This window comes from Hydrogenophaga sp. (genome assembly GCF_019264445.1).
In the GTDB taxonomy this organism is placed as follows: domain Bacteria; phylum Pseudomonadota; class Gammaproteobacteria; order Burkholderiales; family Burkholderiaceae_C; genus Hydrogenophaga.
The window spans coordinates 40,127-61,435 of record NZ_JAHVAB010000021.1 but is presented as its reverse complement, the minus strand read 5'-3'; the positions used below and the strand labels follow the sequence as shown (position 1 = coordinate 61,435).

Sequence of the window (21,309 nt, the reverse complement as noted above, 5' to 3'; positions counted from 1 at the left end):
GAACACGCCCGATGCACTGACCCACACCCACAAAGGCTTTCTTGTCTGCCCCACCGCCGTCGCCCGCCCCCGACCAACGCCCGTTTTTCACACTTGCCCTGACCACCGGCATTCAGGTGCTGGTGAGCATGGCCGCTCTGGCCATGCCCGTGCTGGCCAGCCTGATCGCGCAGCATGTGAACCAGTCGGCGGCGGCGGTGGCCAGCTGGCTGGCGGCTGTGGTGTATCTGGGGGCCATGGTGGGCGCCATCACCTCGGGTCCGCTCATTCAGCGCTGGGGCGCCATCCGCCTGAGCCAGACCGGCCTGTTGCTCTGCGCCGGCGGCCTCCTGTTGGCCTGTGTGGGTGTGTGGCCCGTGTTGCTGCTGTCGGCCTTTGTCATCGGCCTGGGCTACGGCCCCATCACGCCGGCCAGCTCGCACCTGTTGTCGAGGTCGACACCGGCGCACCGTCTCTCGCTGGTGTTTTCCGTGAAGCAGACCGGTGTGCCGCTGGGTGTGTTTCTGGTGGCGCTGGTGGCGCCCGGCATGGGCGTGGCCTTTGGCTGGAAGGTGGCGCTGGCGGTGCTCTGCATCCCGTGTGTGGCCATGGCCGCGTTCTCGCAGCGCTTGCGCAGTACGCTGGACGTGGAGCTGGCGAAGGCCGCCCGGATGAACGTCGCGTCGCTGCTCGGGCCGATGCGCATGGTGCTCACCCTGCCGCTGCTGCGGCAGATGGCCCTGTGCTCGTTTCTCTTTGCCATGGCGCAGCTGCTGGTGACGGCGTACACGGTGATCTACCTGCACGAGACGCTCGGCTACGGGCTGGTGCTCGCGGGCTTGCTGCTGTCGGTGGCGCAGATGGGGGGTGTGGTGGGGCGCATCGCCTGGGGTTATGTGGCCGACCGGTGGCTGGGTGCCCTCACCACGCTCTCGCTGCTGGCCGCCATCATGGGCGCTTGCGCCATCGTCATGGCGCTGCTGTCGTCGACCGTACCGGTGCTGGCCATGGCGGCGCTGCTGCTGGCGTTCGGCATGGCCTCCATCGGCTGGAACGGGGTGTATCTGGCCGAGGTGGCACGGCGTGCGCCGCCCGGCCAGGCGGCCACCGCCACGGGCGGCACGCTGTTCTTCACGTTTCTGGGCAACGTGGTGGGGCCGGTGGCCCTCGGCCTGGCCATCCAGCACCTGGGCGGCTTCAAGGCCGCGTATCTGTTGCTGGCCCTGCCGCTGCTGGTGACGAGCGCGGTGCTGTACCTGGGCGCGCGGCGCGCGTGAGCCCATAAAAAAAGCCGACCACAGCGGTGGTCGGCTTCAAACCCTGAAGACCCGATCAGAAGTTGTGGCGCACGCCGAGCATCAAGCCGCTCTGGCTGGCGCCTGCAGCCGGTGCGCTGCCAGGCGCCGTGCCGCTGACCGAGACCGCCAGCGTGCCGTCGTTGGAAATGCGGCCCAGCGAGGCGTACACCGCCGTGCGCTTGGAGAGCGAGTACGTGCCACGCACCACCAGCAGGTTGGCCTGGTTGGCGCTGTTCTTGAAGTCCTGCCGGAACCACTCGGCGTCCACAGCGAATGCGGGCGTCACGTTGTACGTGGCACCGACAAACAGCAGGTCGCTCTTTGGTGTGGCGGCGTTGCCTTCGTTGTCGCGGCGCATGGCGCCCACGTTGGTGATGTGTTCGACGCCGCTGTCGATGACGCCGTACAGCGTCACGCCGGCAGGGGCTTGGGCGTAGGCCCAGGGGGCGGCCAGCGCGCTCAGTAGAACCAGTTTCGTTTTCAAGATGTCTCTCTCTTTCTCGGGGGTTGAAGGGCGACGCCCCGCCCGGGGCGCCGCGTGGGGGGAAAGGAAAAAAGGGGCGCGGCCAGCTCAGCCAAAAGCGCGCGCAAACCAGCGCCGAAGGGCGTTCCACCAGCCTGGCTGGCGTGGCGGCGACGGGGTGGGGGCCGATGAGGCCGGCGACTCGGGTGAGGCGGCCACGGGTGCGGGGTAGAGCTGTTCGAGTGCGGCGTTGAAGTTCTGGAAGAACTCGCCCGCCATCTTCTGGGCGGCCATGTCGACCAGCCGCTGGCCGATCTGCGCGATCTTTCCGCCGACGGTGGCAGTGGCTTCGTAGTGCAGCACGCAGGTGTTCGCCGACGTGGGCTCCAGGCGCACGCTGGCGTTGCCCTTGCCATGCCCGGCGGCCCCGCCTTGGCCTTCGAAATCGATGCGGTAGGACGCGGGCGGCTGCAGGTCGGAGAGCCTGAGCTTGCCCTTGAACTTGGCCTTGACCGGGCCCACAGCGGCCAGGATGTGCACTTCGTATTGCTGGGGTGCGGTCTCCACGAGCGACTCGCATCCGGGGATGGCCTTTTGAAGCACGTCGATGTGGTTGAGGGCGTCCCAGGCCTGTTGCTGGGAGACGGACAGAGTCTGTTGGTTGGCGATTTGCATGAGGGAAGGGGAAAGTGGGTCGAGCGCGGACTCAGACGGGTTGTGCGAGCACCTCAAGGGACTCTTTGACGATGCGGGTCTGTGCCTCGGGCGGTGCACGCAGCTGCTCCAGCCGACCGATTTCGAGCGAGTTCTCCACCACCAGCCGGCAGCGTTCGTAGCGGCGTTTCATGAAGCAGTCGAAGGCCGTCTCCACATCGCTGGCGCGGGCGACTTCTTCGGCCAGCACGAGGCCGTCCTCCACCGCGAGTCCGGCACCCGAGGCGAGTTGCGGTGTGGTGGGGTGTGCAGCGTCGCCGATGAGGATGGCCCGGCCCTTTTGCCAGGGGCGCGGAAGCAGGAAGCCTTCCAGTGGACGAAGCACCACCTGGGAGTGCGCGCCCAGGCCCTCACGGATCTCGCTCAGGATGCCGCCGTAGCCGTCCAGCAGGCGATGCAGTTCGCGCGGGAGCTCGCTCTCAGGCAGCGGCACGCGCTTGGGCGTGGTCTCCAGGTAGAACATGTACATCTCGGTGCTGGAGACCGGGGTCAGGCCCACCTTGGCGGGCCCACCCAGAAAGAAGTGGCGCCGCTCGATGGACGCCGGGCGCGGTGCCACGATGCGCCAGATGCACTGGCCCGTGTATTGCGGCCGCGGCGCGTCGGGAAACAGCAGCGTGCGCACCCGCGAGAAGACGCCATCAGCGCCCACCAGCAGGTCGTAGCGCGCGGCCTCGCCGTTGGAGAGCTTCACGCTCACGCCGTGGGCATCGGAGTCGATCGCGTCCACGGTGAGGCCCAGGCGCACTTGTGTTCCCAGCTCCAGCGTCAGCGCCGACAGGATCTTGTGCAGGATGGGGCGCATGATCCCGCCGCAGCCCGGGGTGTCGCTGCCGGCAGCCACGGGTGTGGGCACCCTGTGCAGCGGGTGGCCGTTCACGTCGCAGATCTGGATGCCTTCGCCGGTGTAGGCCTGCGCCATCACCGCGTCGAGAATGCCCAGCGCCTTGAACGCGCGCAGCGTGGCGCCGGTGATGGTGATGCCGGCGCCGTACACGCGCCACTGCGGGTCCAGGTCGATGAGGTCGACCTCGATGCCTTGTTTTCGAAGCGAGATGGCGGTGGACATGCCGCCAATGCCGCCTCCCACGATCAATGCGCGTTGAGCCATGTGTTGCCTTTCGGTGAGATATGGGTGAGGTGCGGTGTCGTCAGCCGGCGCGTGCGCCGTATACGTGCAGCGCCTCTTCAATGCCTGCGACACCGCGGCCGCTGTGGCGCGCGATGGCCGCGACGTTGGACACCAGGTCTGCGTTGTTCAGGGCGGTGCTGCCATCGGCGCGCAGCAGGTTGTTTTCGAAACCCACGCGCACATGGCCGCCCAGTCCCATGGCCGCCGTCATGCACAGCGCCTCTGTCGGGCCGAAGGCGCACACCGACCAGGGACTCGTGCTGTCCCACGCCGCCAGGAAGGGCAGCACGTCGGTGGCTGAAGAGCGCTGTCCTTCGGTGTAGCGGCCCAGCACGAAGAGGGTGTTGGGCCGGTCGCAGCCGAGCTCGCCACGGCGGGCCATCTGTTGCAGGGTGGCCGCCTCTTGCGGGGTGTAGACGATGAACTGCAGCGCCACGCCGTGGCCTGCGCACCATTCAAAGAAGCGGACCGCCTCGGCGTGCGCAGACGCATCCGGCACGAGCTCGCGGATCGCCACCGATGCCGCCGCGGGCTTGAGCCGCTGGACCACTTCCATCTGCTCGGCGGGCTGGTAGATGCCCACCGCTTCGGTGGTGATCTGGACCAGCAGACGGCCTTGCGTGCGGGTGTGAATGCTGTCGATGGCGGCGCGGTAGCGGTCCACGTCCAGCGAGTGGCTGCCCTGTTCGTTGCGCACATGCAGGTGCATGACGCTGGCGCCCGCCGCGAGGCAGGCCGCGGCTTCGGCGCCCAGCTCGGCAGCCGTCATGGGCAGCGCGGGATGGTCTTTGCGCGTGCGGCGTGCGCCGTTGGGGGCGACGCAGATCACGACCGGGTTCTGCATGGCGCTCGCCCCAACGGGCACCGCGTGGGTGTGTGAATTCATGGTGGCGTCTGTCGTCGTTGTCTCCATCAGGGTCGCGATTAAGCGAGGAGGGACGACACAGGGTCAACGCCGCAAAGGCGCTTTCACCACCGCAGAAAAGAGTGGGCTCAGGCCCAGTCAAATCGCGCCGCGGCCGGGTGTTTCTGTCGTTCGAAAACATCAGCGCAGCCCACGGCACGCGGGTCGCATCGACTCAGGGAAATCCCGATGCCTGGTGCACTCAGAGGCAAGTTCAGAAGCCAATCTGGAATAACCCGAAAACGCTTGAAAACCTAGCATTCATGCCATTCGCCAGAGGACAAGGTCGCACGCCTTCGTCCCTGTGCCTGGACGATGAACTGGAGGTTTTCTTGACGCAAGCCGTGCTCGACAACAGGGTCACCGAGCGACCCAAAACACTGGAAGAAACCAAGGCGTGGATGAAGCAGCGGCTGGTGTCGCGCTTTCATCCCATGAACGCGCTGGACACCGTCGAAGGGCCTTCGCTGATCGATGGCGTGCCCGGCCTCGATGGCGCCGCATGGGGCGGCTACTGGGGCGACCTGGGCGACGCCGCGCGCGCCGATGCACAGCAATGCGAAGCGCGTGGTGAAGCCCAGCGCGCGAAGGCGCTGTATGCCAAGGCCACGGGCCTGTACTTCATGGGGCGCTTTCCGTGCCCCAACCATCCTGCCAAGCAACGCTGTGCGGTGGCCGAGCGCGAGACCTACCTGAAGCTCAGCCACCACTGGGCCGAGCCCATCGAACGGGTGGAGATTCCGTTTGAGGGTCGCGCGTCCGAAGGCCGGCACGTGGTGGCGCTGGTGCGTCGCCCTGCAGGCGTGAGCCATCCGCCCGTGGTGCTGATGTGGGGTGGTGTGGATGCCTGCAAGGAACAGATGACCGCCGCCTGCGACGCGTTTCTGGCGCAGGGTGTGGCCACCGTTGCCATCGACAACGCCGGCACCGGCGAGTCGCCCATTCGCGGCGTGCAGGACGCCGAGCGCCAGTTCCTCGCTGTCATGGACTGGATGCAGGCCCGCACCGACTGGCGTGCCGAGCGACTGGGCTTGCTGGGCCGTTCGTTCGGGGGCTACTGGGCCACCAAGCTCGCGCACCTGGTGCCCGACCGCATCGCGGGCGCCGTCAACTGGGGCGGCGGCGCGCATTTCATGTTCCAGCCCGAATGGATCGCTGCTTCGCGCTACCCCGACAGCTACCTCATGGAACTCGTGGAGACGCGCAGCCTGATGCTGGGCGCGGTCAACGACGAGGAATACATCGCCTTCTTCAAGCGCCTCTCGCTGCTCGACCAGGGCCTGCTGGCCAACCGCTCGGCACCGCTGCTGCTCGTCAATGGCAAGGAAGACAAGCAGTGCCCGGTGGCCGACATTCACCTGCTGACCGAAAACGGATCACCCAAAACGGTGCGCATGTTTCCGGGTGGTCACATGGGGCTCACGCCGCAGACCCTGCCCACCATCGTGGAGTGGCTGGTGCGCCAGGTGCAAGGCCAAGGGGTGCGCTCATGAGCCGCAACTGGCGCCAGGACATGCCGACGCCGCAGGCCTACTGGATGAACCGGGTGCTCTTCGATGTGCACCACCAGGCCAGCCACCTGGAGCGCTACAAGGCCAGTCCCGACGCGTACATGCAGGACATACCGCTCGAGCCCGAGCTGAAAGCGGCCATTCGCGACAACGACATCGGCGCGATGTACCTGGCGGGCGTCAACCCTTACCTGCTGCGCGCGCACTGCCTGGGCCTGCACATTCCCGAGCGCACCTTCCTCGAGTCGCTGCGCGCCGTGGGCGAACAGCCAGGAGCCGCCCATGGCTGAGATCGTGTCCATTCACGCCACCAGCCACACGCCGGTGATGATCAATTTCCCGGACGCCATCCCCGCGCAGGACCGCGAGGAGATCTTTGCGGCGTTTCGCCAGGTGGGTGAAGAGATCCTGGCAGCACGCCCGGACGCCGTGGTCGTCATCTCCGATGACCACGTGCACAACTTCTTCATGAACAACTTCCCGGCGTTCTGCATCGGCGCGGCGGCCTCGTACCCCACGCCGGTGGAGCACTGGCTCAAGGTCAGCAAGCAGACGCTGCGCGGCGACCCTGCATTGGGTGCCCACCTGCTGGGCGAGGCGCTCAACAGCGGCTTCGACCCGTCCTTCTCGATGGACCTCACGCTCGACCACGGTGTGCTCACGCCGCTGCATCTGGCTGGCATGGCGGCCGACATCGCCGTGGTGCCGCTGCTGGTGAACTGCGTGCAGCCCCCGCTGCCGCCCATGGCGCGAGCCCTGCAATGGGGCGAGTTTCTGGGCAAGGCCCTGCAGTCGTACACCGGTTGTGAGCGCGTGTCGGTGCTGGCCACGGGTGGCATCAGCCACGACATTGCCACCCCGCGAATGGGCCTGCTCAATGAAGCGTTTGACCGCCGGTTCATGGCGCTGCTGGGCGCGCAGGACGATGCCGCGCTGGTGGCCTACGCCACCGACCACGTGAACGAAGCCGGCAACGGCGCCGAAGAAATTCGCACCTGGCTGGTGGCACACGGTGCAGCGCAGGCGCTGCAGGCGCGTTTCGAACCGGTGTACTACAAGGGTGTGGCCAGCTGGTACACCGGCATTGGCCTGGGCCGCTGGACCGCAAGGGCCGCGACATGACCGAGCCACTGCTGCACTTTCACGCCTCGGGCCCGGCGCACGCGCCCGCGGTGGTGCTGCTGCACTCGCTGGCCACGCACAGCGGGTTGTGGGCGCACCAGGTGCCCGCGTGGTCGGTGGACTTGCGGGTGATCGCCATCGACCTGCCCGGCCACGGCCGCAGCGCCGTGGCCAGGCAGCCCCTGACGCTGGCCGACATGGCCGACCGCGTGCTGGCGGTGCTGGATCACCTCGGCGTTGCCCAGGCAGCGTTCGTGGGGGTGTCGCTTGGCGGCATGGTGGCGCAGGCGGTGGCACTGGATCGCGCGCACCGCGTGAGCGCGCTGGTGATCGCGCATGCCGGCGCCCGCACCGATGAGACCGTTCGTGCCATCTGGGACCAGCGCATTGAGCAGTTCGAGGCCAGCGGCATGGACCAGCTGGCGCAGCCCACGCTGGAGCGCTGGTTTCCGCGCGCGTTCTCGGAGAGTGCGCCGCTCACGCTGCAGTGGATGGCCAGCCTGATCGAGGCCACCGACCCGCAGGGTTACGTCATGGCGATCCGTGCCATTCAGGGCCTGGACCACCTGGACCGGTTGCCCGCCATCCGGGTGCCCACCCTCGTGGTGGCTGGCCAGGCCGATGCCGCCGTGCCATCGGCCGTGGCCTCTGCCGTGGCCCACCGCATCCCCCACGCCCGGTTGCATCTCCTGGAAGACACCGGGCACATCGGCAATGTGCAGCAACCCCTGCTGTTCACGGAACGCGTGGGCGAGTTTCTGCAATCGGCGCTCGTGCCCGACGCCACGCCCAGCCTCAAAAGAATGGAGACCTTGAAATGAATGCCCGTGCACCCGATGCGTCCCTGGCCCGGATAGGCGAGCCCATGCTGCGCGTGGAAGACCAGCGCTTCCTCACTGGCCAGGGCCGCTATGTGGACGACATCGAGCTCGCCGGCATGGTGCATGGCGCGGTGTTGCTCTCGCCGTATGCCCATGCGCGCGTGGTGTCCATCGATGCCCGGCAGGCGCGCGCCGCACCCGGCGTGCTGGCGGTGTTGACCGGTGCCGACCAGGAGGCCGCCGGGCTGGGCGGCATGCCCCCGCTGTTCATGCCCGAAGACTCGGGCGGCGCCAAGGGCTACCGCACCTACCGCCCCTTGCTGGCCACCGACCGTGTGCGCTGCGTCGGCGACCGCGTGGCCTTTGTCGTGGCGCAAACCGCCGCACAGGCGCGCGATGCGCTGGAGCTCATCGAGGTCGAGTACGAAGAGCTGCCATCGGTGACTTCGCTGGAAGACGCCGTGAAGGAAGGCGCACCCCAGCTGTGGGACGGCGCTCCCGGCAACCGGTGCTGCGTGGTGACATACGGCAACGAGGCGCAGACCGAGGCGGCGTTTGCCCAGGCGGCGCACGTCACGGTGCTGGACATGGCCAACAACCGGTTGAGCGCCAACTCGATCGAACCGCGCGGCGCCATCGGCTCGTACGACGTCTCGGACGGCTCGTACCTGCTCTACACCAGCTCGCAGAACCCGCACGGCGCGCGCCAGATGCTGGCTGCCAACGTGTTCCACATCGCCGAGACCGCCCTGCGCGTGGTCTCGCCCGACGTGGGCGGTGGCTTCGGCATGAAGGCCGACGCGTACCCCGAAGACGGCCTGGTGCTCTGGGCCGCCCAGGTGTGCGGCCGTCCGGTGAAATGGATTCCCACGCGCAGCGAAAGCATTGCCACCGACAACCACGGGCGCGACCAGCGCGTGCGCGCCGAGCTGGCGCTCACTGCAGAGGGCAAGATGCTCGGCCTGCGCGTGCGCTCCCTGCACGCGTTTGGCGCCTATGTGGTGTCTGCGGCGGTGGCACCACTGAACTTCGCGCTGCGCTTCGTGCCGGGCGTGTACGACCTGCCCGCCTACTTTGGTGTGAACGAGGGCGTGTTCACCAACACCTCGCCGACCGGACCGTACCGGGGGGCCGGCCGCCCCGAAGCCACGTACGTGTGCGAGCGCCTGCTGGACGAGGCCGCCGCCGAACTCGGCCTGGAGCCGGCCGAGATCCGGCGCCGCAACTTCATTCAGCCCGCGCAGCTGCCGTACGCCACCCACACCGGCTTCGTGTACGACAGCGGTGACTTCCCCGGGCTGCTGGAGCAGTGCCAGCAGCTCTCGGATGTCGAGGGCTTTGCCGCGCGTCGAAGCCAGTCGCAAGCCCGGGGTTTGCTGCGGGGCCGGGGCATCGGCTTCTTCATCGAGCAAGGCGGCATCTTCAACGACCAGATGACGCTGCGCTTTGACCCCAGCGGCGCTGCCACCATCCTGGCGGGCACGCACTCGCATGGCCAGAGCCACGCCACGGTGTTTTCGCAGCTGATCTCCGACTGGTTGGGCGTGCCGGTGAACCGCATCCGCTATGTGCAGGGCGACACCGACAAGGTGTCCTACGGGCGCGGGACCTATGCGGCGCGCTCGTCCATGATCGGTGGCAGCGCGTTGCGCCTGGCCTGTGACCAGGTGATCGAAAAGGCCCGGCCCGTGGCGGCCTTCCTGCTCAAGTGCGACGCCGCCCAGCTGGTGTACGAGCAAGGCATGTACCGCACGGCCGACGGCGAGAAGCGCCTGCCGTTCGTGGAAGCCGCCAAGGCCTGCTTCATCAAGGCCGGTCCGCTGGCGCAGTTTGGCGTGGGGCTGGAAGCCACCGGCACCTGGAACACCGACCCGCCGAACTTCCCCAATGGGTGCCACATCGCCGAGGTGGAGGTGGACCCCCAGACCGGCGTGGTGCGGGTCGACCGTTACCACGCGGTGGACGACGTGGGGCGCGCCCTCAACCCGATGATTTGCGAAGGCCAGATCCACGGCGGGGTGGCACAAGGCATCGGCCAGGCCTTGCTGGAACACGTGGTCTATGACCGCGAATCGGGGCAGCTGGTCAGCGGCAGCTTCATGGACTACGGCATGCCGCGGGCCGATGACATGCCCAGCTTCCACCTGAAGATGGCCGAGATCCCCTGCAAGACCAACCCCATCGGCGTGAAGGCCGTGGGGGAGGCCGGAACGATCGGGGCACCCGCTGCCGTCATGAACGCGGTGATGGACGCCCTGCGCCCGCTCGGTGTCGCGCATCTCGACATGCCGGCCACGCCGTTGCGCGTGTGGCAGGCGCTGGAAGCGGCGCGCACGCGCCAGGAGGCCCGCTGAGATGAACCGCCTGCAGAACAAGGCCGTGGTGGTCACGGGCGCGGCGAGTGGACTGGGACGCGCAACTGCCCTGGCCATGGCGCGCGAGGGCGCGCACCTGGCCATCGTGGACGTGGACGACGCGGGCCTGGGCGAAACCAAGGCGCTGATCCTGGCTGAAGGTGCGCGCGTGGTGGCACTCACTGGCGACGTGACCCGGCTGCAGACACACACCCGCCTGTGCGACATGGCGGTGTCCGCCTTTGGGGCGGTGCATGGCTTGTGCAACGTGGCCGGTGTGCTCGGCCCCGGCACCCTGGCCGAGGTCACCGAGGCGCAGTTTGATCACGTCATGCACGTCAACTGTCTGGCGCAACTGTTGTCCATTCGAGCCTTCGCGGCGCGGCTTCGCGAGAGCGCGGGTGCCATCGTCAACGTGGCCTCGGTGGGTGCCCAGGTGGGCTTGCCCCTGATGAGCGTTTATTGCGCGTCGAAGGCGGCCGTGCTGGGCATGTCGCGGGCAGTCGCGGTGGAGCTCGCGCCCCAGGTGCGCTGCAACGTGGTCTGCCCCGGCGGCATCGACACGCCGATGGCGCAAGGCCTGCTGGCCTCGGTGCCAGCGGATGAGCGCGACGCACTGCTGGCACGGCTGACCGGACGCCAGCTGCTGCCGCGCTTTGCCACACCGGGCGAGGTGGCCCAGGTTCTCGTGTTTCTCGTCAGCGACGAGAGCGCCTTCATGACCGGTGCCGTGGTGTCTGCCGATGGCGGACACACGGCCTGGTGATTTTTCGACAGCTTTACACCCAGGAGACATCCCATGATCCAAGCCTTTAAGCGGCTCGCCGCCGTGTTCTCGTTCGCGCTGGTGGCCACCACGGCTTCGGCGCAAGTCACCAAGATCAACGTCGGCTACGTGCCGGCCGGTGACTGGCTGCCGGCGCTGGTGGCCAAAGACAAGGGCTTCTTCGAGAAGCGCAACCTCGACGTCAACCTGACCAAGGTCGCCATCATCTCGAACATCCCCTCCGCCATTCTCTCGGGCAGCTTGCAGGTGGGCGTGAGCACGCCCACGGTGCTGATCGATGCCGCCGAAGGCGGCTTGCCGTTGGTGGGCATTGCCGGGGGCACGCGATTCGTGAAGAACCCGTCCATCTTCAGCGTGGTGGTGCGCCAGGGCGTGACGGCCACCAGCGCGAAGGACCTCGAAGGCAAGCGCGTGGGCGTGCCGGGCCTGCGCAGCATTGCCGATGTGCTGTTTCGCAAGTGGCTGCTGGACAAGGGCGTGAACCCATCGCGCGTGACCATCGTGGAAGCGCCGTTCCCGCAGATGAAGGACCTGCTCAAGGGCGGCACGATCGACGCGGTGGCGGTGCTGGAGCCCTTTCGCTCGCGCATCGTCTCCGACAACACCGGCTTTCGCCTGGCCGACTACGTGGCCGAGGTGAACCCCGATGTGCTGGGTGGGGTGTGGATCGCGCAGCGCGAGTGGGCGAGTGCCAATCCCCGTGCGCTCACCGCGTTCCGCGAGTCGCTGGCCGAGGCCATCGAGTTCATCAAGAACCAGACCGAAGAGGCGCGCGCCATCGAGTCGAAGTACCTGGGCTTCAGCACGCCGGTGCTGCTGCCCTACTCGCTGCCGGTGAGCAACGCGGACCTGGAGACCTACGTCCGTTATGCCCGCGAAGTGGGCTACCTGAACAAGCCCGTTGACGTTGGCCAGATGCTGGCGCGCTGAAACCCAACCTGAGCACACACCATGCGAGTCGATATCACGGTCAATGGCCGTCCCATGCAGGGCGAGGTGGAAGAGCGCGCCCTGCTCAGCGATTTCCTGCGGGAGACCGCGGGCTTGAAAGGCGTTCATCGTGGCTGCGACACCGCGCAGTGCGGCGCCTGCACGGTCCACCTCGACGGGGTGGCGGTGAAGTCGTGCAACGTGCTGGCGCTGCAGGCCGAGGGCCGCGAGGTGACCACCATTGAAGGCCTGTGCGCACCCCAGGGTGCGCTGCACCCGGTGCAGCAAGCGTTCCGCGAGTGCCACGGGCTGCAGTGCGGCTACTGCACGCCCGGCATGGTGATGAGCGTGATCGACCTGCTGCGCCGCCACCCGCAGCCCGATGACGCCGAGATCCGTCACGGGCTGGAGGGCAACCTGTGCCGTTGCACCGGGTACGAGAACATCGTGAAGGCGGTGCGCCTGGCTGCCGAGCGGCAACAGGCTTGAGGAGGGCGCGATGTACAACTTCAAGTTCCATCGGGCGCAAAGCACCGCCGATGCCGCAGCCGCCTTCGCCTCACAGGGTGACGCCAGCTACCTCGCCGGCGGGCAGACACTGCTGGCCTCCCTCAAGCTGCGGCTGGCCCGCCCCGACACGCTGGTCGACCTGGGCCGCATCCCTGAGCTGCGCGGCATCCAGGTGCTGGGCAAGGACCGCCTCGCCATCGGGTCGATGAGCACCCACGCGCAAGTGGCGTCGTCCGACGTGGTGGCGTCGAGCATTCCCGCGCTGACCGGGCTGGCCAGCGGCATTGGCGACCCGATGATTCGCCACCAGGGGACCATCGGCGGCTCCATCGCCAACAACGACCCTGCGGCCGACTGGCCAGCCGCCCTGCTCGCGCTTGACGGGGTGGTGGTCACCGACCAGCGCCGCATCAGCGCCGCAGACTTCTTCCTCGGCCTGTTCACCACGGCGCTGCAACCCGGGGAACTCATTGTGTCGGTGGAGCTGGCCGTGCCCACGCGCTGCGCGTACGTCAAGTTCAAGCACCCGGCCTCGCGCTTTGCCCTGGTGGGTGTCATGGTGGCCGACTTCGCCGGCAGGACGCGGGTCGCGGTCACGGGGGCAGCAGCCTGCGCGTTTCGCGCCACGGCGCTGGAGCAGGCGCTGGACGCCTCGTGCCGCCCGGACAGCCTGCGTGACGTGCCCATCGACACCACCGAATTCAACGCCGACCTGCAGGCCACCGCCGCCTACCGCGGTCAACTCGTGCGCGTGATGGCGCAGCGCGCGGTCGAACGCCTCGTGGGCCACTGAACCGCCTTTTTCACTCCAATCCGCATGCTGTACCCCAACCCCCACTTCGCCAGCGCCGCTGCCTCCGGGCACAACGCCTCCGACTTCGCGCTGGAGCTCGACCAGGTCTCGGTGTCGTTCGGTGAGCGCACCGTCATCGACCGCATGAACTTCTCGGTTCGCGCGGGCGAGTTTCTCTGCCTGGTCGGCCCTTCGGGCTGTGGCAAGACCACCTTGCTGCGGCTGATGGCGGGCTTGATGACCCCCACCCGTGGTGAAGTGCGGTTCCAGGGGGAGCGCATTTCGGCGCCCTCGCTGGAGCGGGCCATCGTGTTTCAGGACTACGGGCGTGCGCTGCTGCCCTGGCGCACGGTGAGCGGCAACATCGCGCTCGCCATGGAGGCGCTGCGCGTGCCGGCCGCCGAGCGCGAGGGGAAGATCGATGCCTTGCTGGCCACCACCGGCTTGAGCCAGGCGCGCGAGCGGTACCCCAACCAGCTCTCGGGCGGCATGCAGCAGCGCGTGCAGATCGCCCGCTGCCTGGCGCAGAAGCCCCGGCTCATGCTGATGGACGAACCCTTTGGCGCGCTGGATGCCATCACGCGCCAGCACCTGCAGGACGAGGTGCTCAAGCTGACCCGTGAGCACGGCACCACCGTCGTGTTCATCACCCACGACCTGGAAGAGGCCATCTACCTGGGCGACCGCGTCATCGTGCTCGGGGCCAACCCCGGGCGCATGCTGGAGGAGGTGGAGGTGGGCATTGCACACCCCCGCCACCAGCTCACCACGCGCGAAGACCCCCGCTTCCTGGCCCACCGCCATCACCTGCACGGTTTGCTGGAGGGCCACTGACATGCGGCGCTACATGTTGGGCGCCGTCATTCCGGTGGGCCTGCTGGTGGCCTGGGAGGCGCTGTGGCACGTCGACAGCCTGCGCCTCGAGTCACTCTCCAGGCCCACCGACGTGTGGCGCGCGTTCCTGCACGGCATGTCCGACGGCAGCATTCCCCGCGCCACGGTGCAGACGCTGGAAGCGGCCCTGACGGGCTTCGTGCTGGCCTGCGCCATCGGCATCGTGCTGGGCATCGTCATTGGCCTGCTGCCGCGCCTGGAGCGCGTGGTGTCGCCCACCATCGATGCGCTGCGGCCCATCCCCTCGGTGGCGCTCATTCCGCTCTCGCTCATGATTTTTGGCTTTGGGGCCCCGATGGAGGCGGTGGTGGTGGCGTTTGCCTGCGTCTGGCCAGTGCTGCTCATCACCATCTCCAGCGTCAAGGGCATGGAGCCGCGCCTGCTGGAGGTGAGCCAGGTGCTGCAGCTCAGTGCGCTGGAGCGCGCCTTCAAGGTGGTGATACCTGCGGCGCTCAGCGGCATCGTGGTGGGCCTGCGCCTGGCGCTGGCCATTGCGCTCATCGTCGCGATCACGGTGGAGATCGTCATCAACCCGCGCGGGCTGGGTCACGAAATGATGGCGGCGCAGCAGGCGCTTCAGTTCGACCGCATGTATGCCTGCCTGCTGTGGGTGGGCGTGCTGGGTTGGGTGGTCAGCGAGCTTTCGCTGGCCGGTGTTCGAAGGATTCCGGGGCTGCGCCTCGAAGCGGTGGGAGATGCGCGATGAAGATGTCATCGAGAGGCATGGAGCGCCTGGGTGCGCTCGGATTCGCCCTGGGCCTGCTGGCCTTGTGGCAGGTGCTGGCCAGTGCCAAGGTGATTTCGCCGCTATTCTTTCCCTCGCCTGTCCGTACGCTGGAAGCGCTGTGGTCGCAAGTGACCCAGGGGCAACTCTGGGAGCCGCTGGGCTCCACCGTCGCCCGCATGGCCTGGGGCTGGCTGGTGGCCTCGGTGCTGGGCGTGGTGCTCGGTGCCCTGATCGCCAGCTCCACCCTGGTGCGCCGCATGACCCACCCGCTGCTGGAGTTCATGCGGCCACTGCCAGCGTCGGCCATCATCCCGGTGGCCATCCTGGCGTTTGGCCTGTCGTCGACCATGTCCACCTCGGTGATCGCTTTCGGCTCCATCTGGCCCGTGCTGCTCGCCAGCGTGCAGGGGTTTTCGACGGTCGACGAGCGCCTGCGGGAAGTGGCTTCGGTGATGCGCTTCAGCACGCTGGAGCGGTTCGTCAAGGTCAGTCTGCCCAGCGCCATGCCGGGCATTCTGGCGGGCGCGCGCGTGGGGTTGTCGGTGGCATTGATCCTGGCGGTGGTGACGGAGATGCAGGCCTCGCTCACGGGCATTGGCCAGAACATCCTCATGGCACAGCGTTCGTTCAAGACCGCCGACCTGTACGCGGGCGTCGTCGTGCTGGGCGCCATCGGCTTCGTGACCTCCGCCGCCATTCAGGCGCTGGAGAATCGCGCGCTGCGCTGGAGCCAACACGCGCGCTGAGCGCTTCAGGCCGGGGCGGATGCCGAACGTGTGTGCACCTGCCGCCGGTAGTCGCGCGGGGTCACGCCGAACTCGGCCTTGAAGGCGCGGCTGAAGTGCGAGACGTTGCTGAAGCCCCACTGGAAGGCGATCTCGCCAATCGACCTGGACTGCAGCGCTGGCTGCTCCAGGTCGTGGCGGCAACGCACCAGGCGCTCAGACCACACCCAGCGCATCAAGGGTTTGTCTTCCCCATCAAAGATCTGGTAGACGTGGCGCGGCGACAGGTTCACCGCCTTGGCGATGGCGTTGCCATCCAGGGTGCTGTCGCCCAGGTTCTCTCGGGCAAACCGCATGATGCGCTGGCGGTGCATGGAAGCCAGCCGGCTCGGGCAGCGCTCGGCGGCGCTCACGCTGGAGCGCACCACGGGCGCAAACAAATGCACGAGGGCCTGCGAAATGTCGTCGGCCATGTCCTCGGTGAGCGAAGGGGCCAGCGCAAACACCTCGTCCAGCGTGGAGCGAAACAAGGCCGCTGCGCCGCTGTCGCAGCGGATCGCGCGCGCGGTGGCCAGTTCGAGTTCGGGCGCCAAGGCCCGCAGCGCGGAGGCGTTGACGTACACCGAATGGGTCTCGATGTCACCGGTTTCGATGTAGAACGGCCGCGAGGGATCGATCACGAACACGTCACCCGGTTCGACCCGCGATTCGCGCCCGCCCTGGGACACCACGGCGGGGCCCTTCTTGTGCAGCGAAATCAGCAGCCGCGTGTCGTGGTCGTGGGCGGTGGGAAAGGACACGGTGGAATGCGGGGAGAACTTCAGGGCCGCAAAGCGAAGGTTCTGCCCCCGGTAGGCGGTCATCTCGGCCACCAGCGGTTGTGATGCCAGGCTCTTCACATTGAGGCCCACCGCAAACATGCTCTGCATCTGCCGGCGGAAGGCTTGCGCCTTGAGGTCGTCACTGGAGCCTTCGCTGGCGAAGTGCTGCAGGCGCGGGAAGTCGTGGGCGGGCTGGGCGTTCATGGGTGTCTCCATACGTGCACTGGCGGCACGCTTGAGCCCGGACTCTGCCAGCAGTTGGTATTCTTCGAAAATGATTATTGCGGATACGACCTATCTGTCGCGTGGATAGGTCAAACGGCGCCCAATGTGAACCTCCAGGAGACGCAACGGTGAGAGTCAACAAGCTCGATCTCAACCAGCTGGTGCTGCTGGACGCCATGCTGGCCACGGCCAGCGTGAGCCAGGCGGCCACGCTGGTGCACCTCAGCCAGCCCGCTGTGAGTGCGGCGCTGGCCAAGTTTCGCCAGTACTTTGGCGACCCACTGCTGGTGCCTCATGGGCGCAAGCTCACGCTCACGCCATTTGCGCACACGCTGGTGGAGCCCGTTCGTGATCTGCTGCTGCAGGTCCAGGCGCTCACGCGCCGGCGGCCCGAAATCGAGCCCTCCCGCATCGAGCGGCTGATCACCATCGTGGGGTCGGACTACATCCAGAACGTCCTGCTGGCACCGCTTTTTCAGCGCGCCGGGAAAGAGGCGCCGGGCTTGCGTTTCGAGGTGCGCTCGATCAGCGGCTACCTCAATGAAGAGCTGGAGCAGGGCGATGTCGATCTGGTGGTGTCGCTGGCCTCGGCCGTGTCCGAGCGGCATCCGAGCGAGGTCGTGTTTCGGGACACGTTTTCCTGCATCGCCTGGACAGGCAATCGCAAGGTGGGCACACGCCTGAGCCAGAAGCAGTACCTGGCCATGGGCCATGTCGCCGTGCTGCTGGGGCGGGGGCGCGTGCCCACGCTGGACCAGATCGCCCTGGACGCGCTGGGCCTGGAGCGTCGCATCGAGGTGCACATTCCCAGCTTCACGACGATGCCCGTGTACCTCGTGGGCACCGAACGCATCGGCACCCTGCAGACCCACTTGGCGAAATCACTGACGAAGCAGTGGCCGGTGCGCGTGTTGCCTTGCCCGATTCCCATCACACCCATCGTCACCGCCGTGCAGTGGCACCGGTACCAGTCGCTGGACCCGGCCATCTCCTGGACGCGAGGCGTCCTGCGCGAGCTGGGCGCCAGTCTGCAGGCCTGAACTCAGCGCCGCAGCCGCGTCACGAGCCGCGCCACGGCCATCACCAGAATCAGGATGATCAGGTTCGACACGAGCCCGGCCGCAATCGCGTGGGTCAGGCTGGCTGCGCCATGGGGCATGGTGGTGGGCAGCATCACGGCGACAAACACCACGCCGCAGGCCAGCGGAATGAGGCGCCCGGTCACGGGTGAGGTTCTGAGCATGGTGACCACCAGGGCAATGATCAGGCCGATGCGGAACACGTCGGTGAGTTGCGAGAAAACGAGATCGATCACGGTGGCATGTCCTTGGGGTCAGAAAAAAGAAAACCGGGCGAGGGCCTGCAGCAGACCCTGGCCCGGTTATCGATCGGACTTTAGCGCGAGGTGTCGCCGGCGAAGATGTCCTTCTTGTGCGTGCCGCCCGGCACCAGCAGCGAGCCGATCACCACGGTCATGACCGCGATCACGATGGCGTACCACAGGCCGGAGTAGATGTTGCCGGTCTGTGCCGAGATGGCAAACGCGGTGGCAGGCATCAGGCCGCCGAACCAGCCGTTGCCGATGTGGTACGGCAGGGACAGGCCCGAGTAGCGGATGCGGGTCGGGAACAGCTCCACGAGCATGGCGGCGATGGGGCCGTACACCATGGTCACCAGGATCACGAGGTACGTGAGGATGATGACGATGGTCAGCTTCTGCGCGGTGAAGATGTCGAAGAAGTGCTTGGCCTTGGCAATGGAGGTGTTGTCGGCAGGCACCAGCGGGTAGCCGGCCTGCTTGAGCGCGGCGTTCAGCGAGCCGTCGAACGTGGCCTTGGCCTTCTTCAGGTCGTCGCCGGTCAGCTTGGCCGCGTCATACGACTCGATGGCGGTGTTGCCCACCTTCACGATGGCCGTCTTGGCTTCGGCGCTCACGATGGTTTCGTAGTTCACCGAGGTGCGGGCCAGTTGTGCCTTGGCGATGTCGCACGACGAGGTGAACTTGACCGTGCCCGTTGGGTTGAACTGGAACGAGCAGTCTTCTGCCGACACGGTCACCGTGACGGGGGTCTGGTGCGCGGCGTACAGCGCGGGGTTGGCGGTCTTGGTCAGCAGCGTGAACACCGGCAGGAAGGTGAGCGCGCCCAGCAGGCAGCCCGTGAGGATGATGGGCTTGCGGCCGATGCGGTCCGACAGCGCGCCAAACACCAGGAAGCCGCCCGTGCCCAGAATGAGCGACCAGGCCACCATCACGTTGGCGGTGAAGCTGTCGACCTTGATCACGTTCTGCATGAAGAACAGCGCGTAGAACTGGCCCGTGTACCAGACCACTGCCTGGCCAGCGACCAGGCCGAACAGCGCGAGCAGGGCGATCTTGCCGTTTTTCCAGTTGCCGAAGGCTTCGCTCAGCGGTGCCTTGGAGGTGCGGCCTTCTTCCTTCATCTTCTTGAAGGCGGGGCTTTCGTTCATCTGCAGGCGGATGTAGAGCGAGATGGCCAGCAGGAAGATCGAGCCAATGAACGGAATGCGCCAGCCCCAGGCGTTGAACGCCTTGACCATGGTCGGATTGCCGTCGGCCATCAGCACAGCCACGCCGTCCTTGAGCAGGGGGACATCAGGGTAGGCGCCGTTGACGTAGCCCTGGACGGCCAGGATCACGATCAGCGACAGCAGCAGACCCAGTGTGGCCGTGGTCTGGATGAAGGCCGTGAAGTAGCCGCGCTGGTTGGCGGGAGCATGTTCGGCCACATAAATGGCCGCGCCACCGTATTCGCCGCCCAGTGCCAGACCTTGCGCCATGCGCAGGACGATCAGGATGACGGGCGCCGCCGTGCCGATGCTTTCATAGTTGGGCAGAACACCCACCAGAAAGGTGGACAGGCCCATGATGACGATGGTCATCAGGAAGGTGTACTTGCGGCCGATCATGTCGCCCAGCATGCCGAACACCAGGGCGCCGAAGGGGCGCACGATGAAGCCGGCCGCAAAGGCCAGCAGCGCGAACACGTTGCGCGTGCTCTCCGGGAACGCGGTGAAGAACTGCGCGCCGATGATGGCGGCCAGCGACCCGTACAGGTAGAAGTCGTACCACTCGAAGATCGTGCCGGCCGAGGAGGCCATGATGACTTTCTTCTCTTCGGCGGTCATCGGGCGGGAGCGTTCCCGCACGTTGTTGGTGATGTCGGCTGTCGCCATAGGTTGCTCGCTAGGTGGAAGTCCGGCGCGGTGGCCAGACGGTTCTCACACGCAGTGGCCTGCGCATGAGTTCGGTGACGTCGGCGGCGAGTGTGTGGACGCTTTCTTACTGAAAAATTTCAAACCCCGCGACCAGCCCCCAACCTAGGGAAAGTCCCTAAGCGGCTGTGCCTTGCCGGCTCAGGCCGTGATGCGGAACACCTGCCGCAGGTAAGCGAGGAACGTCTCGTCGTCGCAAAGGGTCTTGCCCGGCGAATCGGAGAGCTTGGCCACCGGCTGGCCGTTGCAGCTCACCAGCTTCATGACGATGTTGAGCGGTCGTATGCCCATGTCGTTGGTGAGGTGGGTGCCGATGCCGAAGCCGGTCTGGATGCGGTCGGCAAAGTGGCCGTAGAGCGAGAGGGCGGCGCGCAGGTCGAGCCCGTCGGAGAACACGAGGCGCTTGGTGTGCGCGTTCACCTTGAGTCGCGCGTAGTGCGCCAGCGCCTTCTCGCCCCAGGCCACCGGATCGCCCGAGTCGTGGCGCAGCCCGTCGAAGAGTTTGGCGAAGTACAGGTCGAAGTCGCCAAGGAAAGCGTCCATGCCCACCACATCGGTGAGCGCCACGCCGAGGTCACCGCGGTACTCCTGCACCCAGGTTTCCAGAGCCGCCTTTTGAAAGCCCTTGAGCTGCACGCCCGTGGCCTGAAAGGTCTGCAGGTATTCGTGCGCCATGGTGCCAATGGGCACGAGCCCGTGTTGCTTCGCCAGCTGCACGTTGGAGGTGCCCTTGAAGAACTCGGGCACTTCGCGCGCAAAGGTGGCCACCACTTCGTCTTGCCACGCGGCGGAGAAACGCCGGCGCACGCCGAAGTCGAAGAACTCGAACGGGTGGGCGCGCTTCGCACCCTGCGCACCGAACTCGCGCAGCAGCGCAATCTTCTGTTGCAGTCGGCGGCGTCCTTCATCGAGCGCCGCTGGCGTGGCCAGCCGGCGGAAGTGGATCTCGTTGACGATGGCGAGCACGAAGATCTCGAACAGCATCACATGGATCTGCGGCCCCTTGGCCACGATGTCCAGCGCGTCGCCCTCGGCCGACACCGTGATGTAGCGGCGCTGCAGCTGGAAGATGCGCAGGTAGTCGATGAAGTCCGACTTCATGTAGCGCAGGGCACCCAGGTACTGCAGTTCGTCTTCGGTGAAGCGCAGCGAACACAGGTGCTCGATCTGCCGCTCCACCTCGTCGCGCATCTCGCTCAGCGGGTAGGCGGGCACGTTGCGGCACACGAACCGGTATTCGGCCTGGTTGGCCGGCATCGAGTGCAGCATGGGCTGCAGCATGGTGAACTTGTAGAGGTCGGTGCCCAGCAACGATGTGACCACCGGCACAAACGGCTCGGCGGAAGAGGCGGTGTGGCTCATGGC

At 66.9% G+C, this 21,309-nt stretch carries 22 protein-coding genes; 14 read left to right on the top strand and 8 right to left on the bottom strand.

What is annotated here, in order from left to right; genetic code table 11:
- Window positions 1-41 precede the first annotated feature (41 nt).
- On the top strand, window positions 42-1,256 hold the full coding sequence (locus KXJ60_RS02790) for an MFS transporter (protein WP_291123887.1): 1,215 nt from the start codon (window positions 42-44) through the stop codon (window positions 1,254-1,256).
- Between the two features lie 55 nt (window positions 1,257-1,311).
- On the opposite strand, the gene KXJ60_RS02785 is transcribed toward KXJ60_RS02790, so the two are convergent.
- The 4 genes from KXJ60_RS02785 to KXJ60_RS02770 form a co-directional block, all read right to left on the bottom strand.
- Complete coding sequence (locus tag KXJ60_RS02785) at window positions 1,312-1,761, bottom strand: porin (protein ID WP_291123886.1); 450 nt, start codon at window positions 1,759-1,761, stop codon at window positions 1,312-1,314.
- 87 nt (window positions 1,762-1,848) lie between these two features.
- Window positions 1,849-2,415: a carbon monoxide dehydrogenase subunit G gene (locus KXJ60_RS02780; protein WP_291123885.1), complete on the bottom strand. Its 567-nt coding sequence runs from the start codon at window positions 2,413-2,415 to the stop codon at window positions 1,849-1,851.
- Window positions 2,416-2,446: 31 nt separating this feature from the next.
- Complete coding sequence (locus KXJ60_RS02775) at window positions 2,447-3,565, bottom strand: FAD-dependent oxidoreductase (RefSeq protein ID WP_291123884.1); 1,119 nt, start codon at window positions 3,563-3,565, stop codon at window positions 2,447-2,449.
- Window positions 3,566-3,605: 40 nt separating this feature from the next.
- Entirely contained in the window at window positions 3,606-4,472 is an 867-nt protein-coding gene (locus KXJ60_RS02770) for a 3-keto-5-aminohexanoate cleavage protein (protein ID WP_291123883.1), read from the bottom strand.
- Between the two features lie 281 nt (window positions 4,473-4,753).
- Here KXJ60_RS02770 and KXJ60_RS02765 point away from each other — a divergent pair, with 281 nt between their 5' ends.
- From KXJ60_RS02765 to KXJ60_RS02710, 12 genes are read left to right on the top strand one after another with little or no spacing between them, the layout of a single operon-like run.
- Window positions 4,754-5,983, top strand: coding sequence for an alpha/beta fold hydrolase (locus tag KXJ60_RS02765; RefSeq protein WP_291123882.1), 1,230 nt, complete (start codon window positions 4,754-4,756; stop codon window positions 5,981-5,983).
- Window positions 5,980-6,291 carry a subunit of meta cleavage enzyme gene (locus KXJ60_RS02760; protein ID WP_291123881.1) on the top strand — a complete coding sequence of 104 codons (312 nt, stop codon included), beginning with the start codon at window positions 5,980-5,982 and terminating at the stop codon, window positions 6,289-6,291. The genes KXJ60_RS02765 and KXJ60_RS02760 overlap by 4 nt, the downstream gene beginning before the upstream one ends.
- Entirely contained in the window at window positions 6,284-7,123 is an 840-nt protein-coding gene (locus KXJ60_RS02755) for a 2,3-dihydroxyphenylpropionate 1,2-dioxygenase (protein WP_291123880.1), read from the top strand. The genes KXJ60_RS02760 and KXJ60_RS02755 overlap by 8 nt, the downstream gene beginning before the upstream one ends.
- Complete coding sequence (locus KXJ60_RS02750) at window positions 7,120-7,944, top strand: alpha/beta fold hydrolase (protein ID WP_291123879.1); 825 nt, start codon at window positions 7,120-7,122, stop codon at window positions 7,942-7,944. Before KXJ60_RS02755 ends, KXJ60_RS02750 begins: the two co-directional genes overlap by 4 nt.
- The gene (locus KXJ60_RS02745; protein WP_291123878.1) at window positions 7,941-10,298 is read left to right on the top strand and encodes a xanthine dehydrogenase family protein molybdopterin-binding subunit; all 2,358 of its coding nucleotides are present in this window, start codon (window positions 7,941-7,943) and stop codon (window positions 10,296-10,298) included. The genes KXJ60_RS02750 and KXJ60_RS02745 overlap by 4 nt, the downstream gene beginning before the upstream one ends.
- 1 nt (window position 10,299) lies before the next feature.
- Window positions 10,300-11,064, top strand: a complete 765-nt coding sequence (locus tag KXJ60_RS02740; RefSeq protein WP_291123877.1) for an SDR family oxidoreductase — start codon at window positions 10,300-10,302, stop codon at window positions 11,062-11,064.
- A gap of 33 nt (window positions 11,065-11,097) precedes the next feature.
- The gene (locus tag KXJ60_RS02735) at window positions 11,098-12,015 is read left to right on the top strand and encodes an ABC transporter substrate-binding protein (protein WP_291123876.1); all 918 of its coding nucleotides are present in this window, start codon (window positions 11,098-11,100) and stop codon (window positions 12,013-12,015) included.
- A gap of 21 nt (window positions 12,016-12,036) precedes the next feature.
- Window positions 12,037-12,504: a (2Fe-2S)-binding protein gene (locus KXJ60_RS02730; protein ID WP_291123875.1), complete on the top strand. Its 468-nt coding sequence runs from the start codon at window positions 12,037-12,039 to the stop codon at window positions 12,502-12,504.
- Window positions 12,505-12,514: 10 nt separating this feature from the next.
- A complete protein-coding gene (locus KXJ60_RS02725) occupies window positions 12,515-13,318 on the top strand; it encodes a xanthine dehydrogenase family protein subunit M (RefSeq protein WP_291123874.1) in 804 nt (267 codons plus the stop codon).
- 24 nt (window positions 13,319-13,342) lie between these two features.
- Window positions 13,343-14,152: an ABC transporter ATP-binding protein gene (locus KXJ60_RS02720; RefSeq protein WP_291123873.1), complete on the top strand. Its 810-nt coding sequence runs from the start codon at window positions 13,343-13,345 to the stop codon at window positions 14,150-14,152.
- A 1-nt stretch (window position 14,153) separates the two neighbouring features.
- The gene (locus KXJ60_RS02715; RefSeq protein WP_291123872.1) at window positions 14,154-14,918 is read left to right on the top strand and encodes an ABC transporter permease; all 765 of its coding nucleotides are present in this window, start codon (window positions 14,154-14,156) and stop codon (window positions 14,916-14,918) included.
- Window positions 14,915-15,685 carry an ABC transporter permease gene (locus KXJ60_RS02710; protein ID WP_291123871.1) on the top strand — a complete coding sequence of 257 codons (771 nt, stop codon included), beginning with the start codon at window positions 14,915-14,917 and terminating at the stop codon, window positions 15,683-15,685. Before KXJ60_RS02715 ends, KXJ60_RS02710 begins: the two co-directional genes overlap by 4 nt.
- A gap of 5 nt (window positions 15,686-15,690) precedes the next feature.
- Here KXJ60_RS02710 and KXJ60_RS02705 read toward each other — a convergent pair whose 3' ends face one another.
- Complete coding sequence (locus KXJ60_RS02705) at window positions 15,691-16,689, bottom strand: helix-turn-helix domain-containing protein (protein ID WP_291123870.1); 999 nt, start codon at window positions 16,687-16,689, stop codon at window positions 15,691-15,693.
- 149 nt (window positions 16,690-16,838) lie between these two features.
- Here KXJ60_RS02705 and KXJ60_RS02700 point away from each other — a divergent pair, with 149 nt between their 5' ends.
- Window positions 16,839-17,750 carry a LysR family transcriptional regulator gene (locus KXJ60_RS02700; protein WP_291123869.1) on the top strand — a complete coding sequence of 304 codons (912 nt, stop codon included), beginning with the start codon at window positions 16,839-16,841 and terminating at the stop codon, window positions 17,748-17,750.
- Window positions 17,751-17,752: 2 nt separating this feature from the next.
- Here the strand turns inward: KXJ60_RS02700 and KXJ60_RS02695 are convergent, their stop codons facing one another.
- The 3 genes from KXJ60_RS02695 to pncB all read right to left on the bottom strand — a co-directional run bounded on the left by KXJ60_RS02695 (window position 17,753) and on the right by pncB (window position 21,306).
- On the bottom strand, window positions 17,753-18,025 hold the full coding sequence (locus KXJ60_RS02695; protein WP_291123868.1) for a hypothetical protein: 273 nt from the start codon (window positions 18,023-18,025) through the stop codon (window positions 17,753-17,755).
- A gap of 80 nt (window positions 18,026-18,105) precedes the next feature.
- Window positions 18,106-19,905, bottom strand: a complete 1,800-nt coding sequence (locus KXJ60_RS02690; RefSeq protein WP_291123867.1) for an MFS transporter — start codon at window positions 19,903-19,905, stop codon at window positions 18,106-18,108.
- A 180-nt stretch (window positions 19,906-20,085) separates the two neighbouring features.
- Window positions 20,086-21,306, bottom strand: coding sequence for a nicotinate phosphoribosyltransferase (gene pncB / locus KXJ60_RS02685; RefSeq protein WP_291123866.1), 1,221 nt, complete (start codon window positions 21,304-21,306; stop codon window positions 20,086-20,088).
- Window positions 21,307-21,309: the final 3 nt, after the last annotated feature.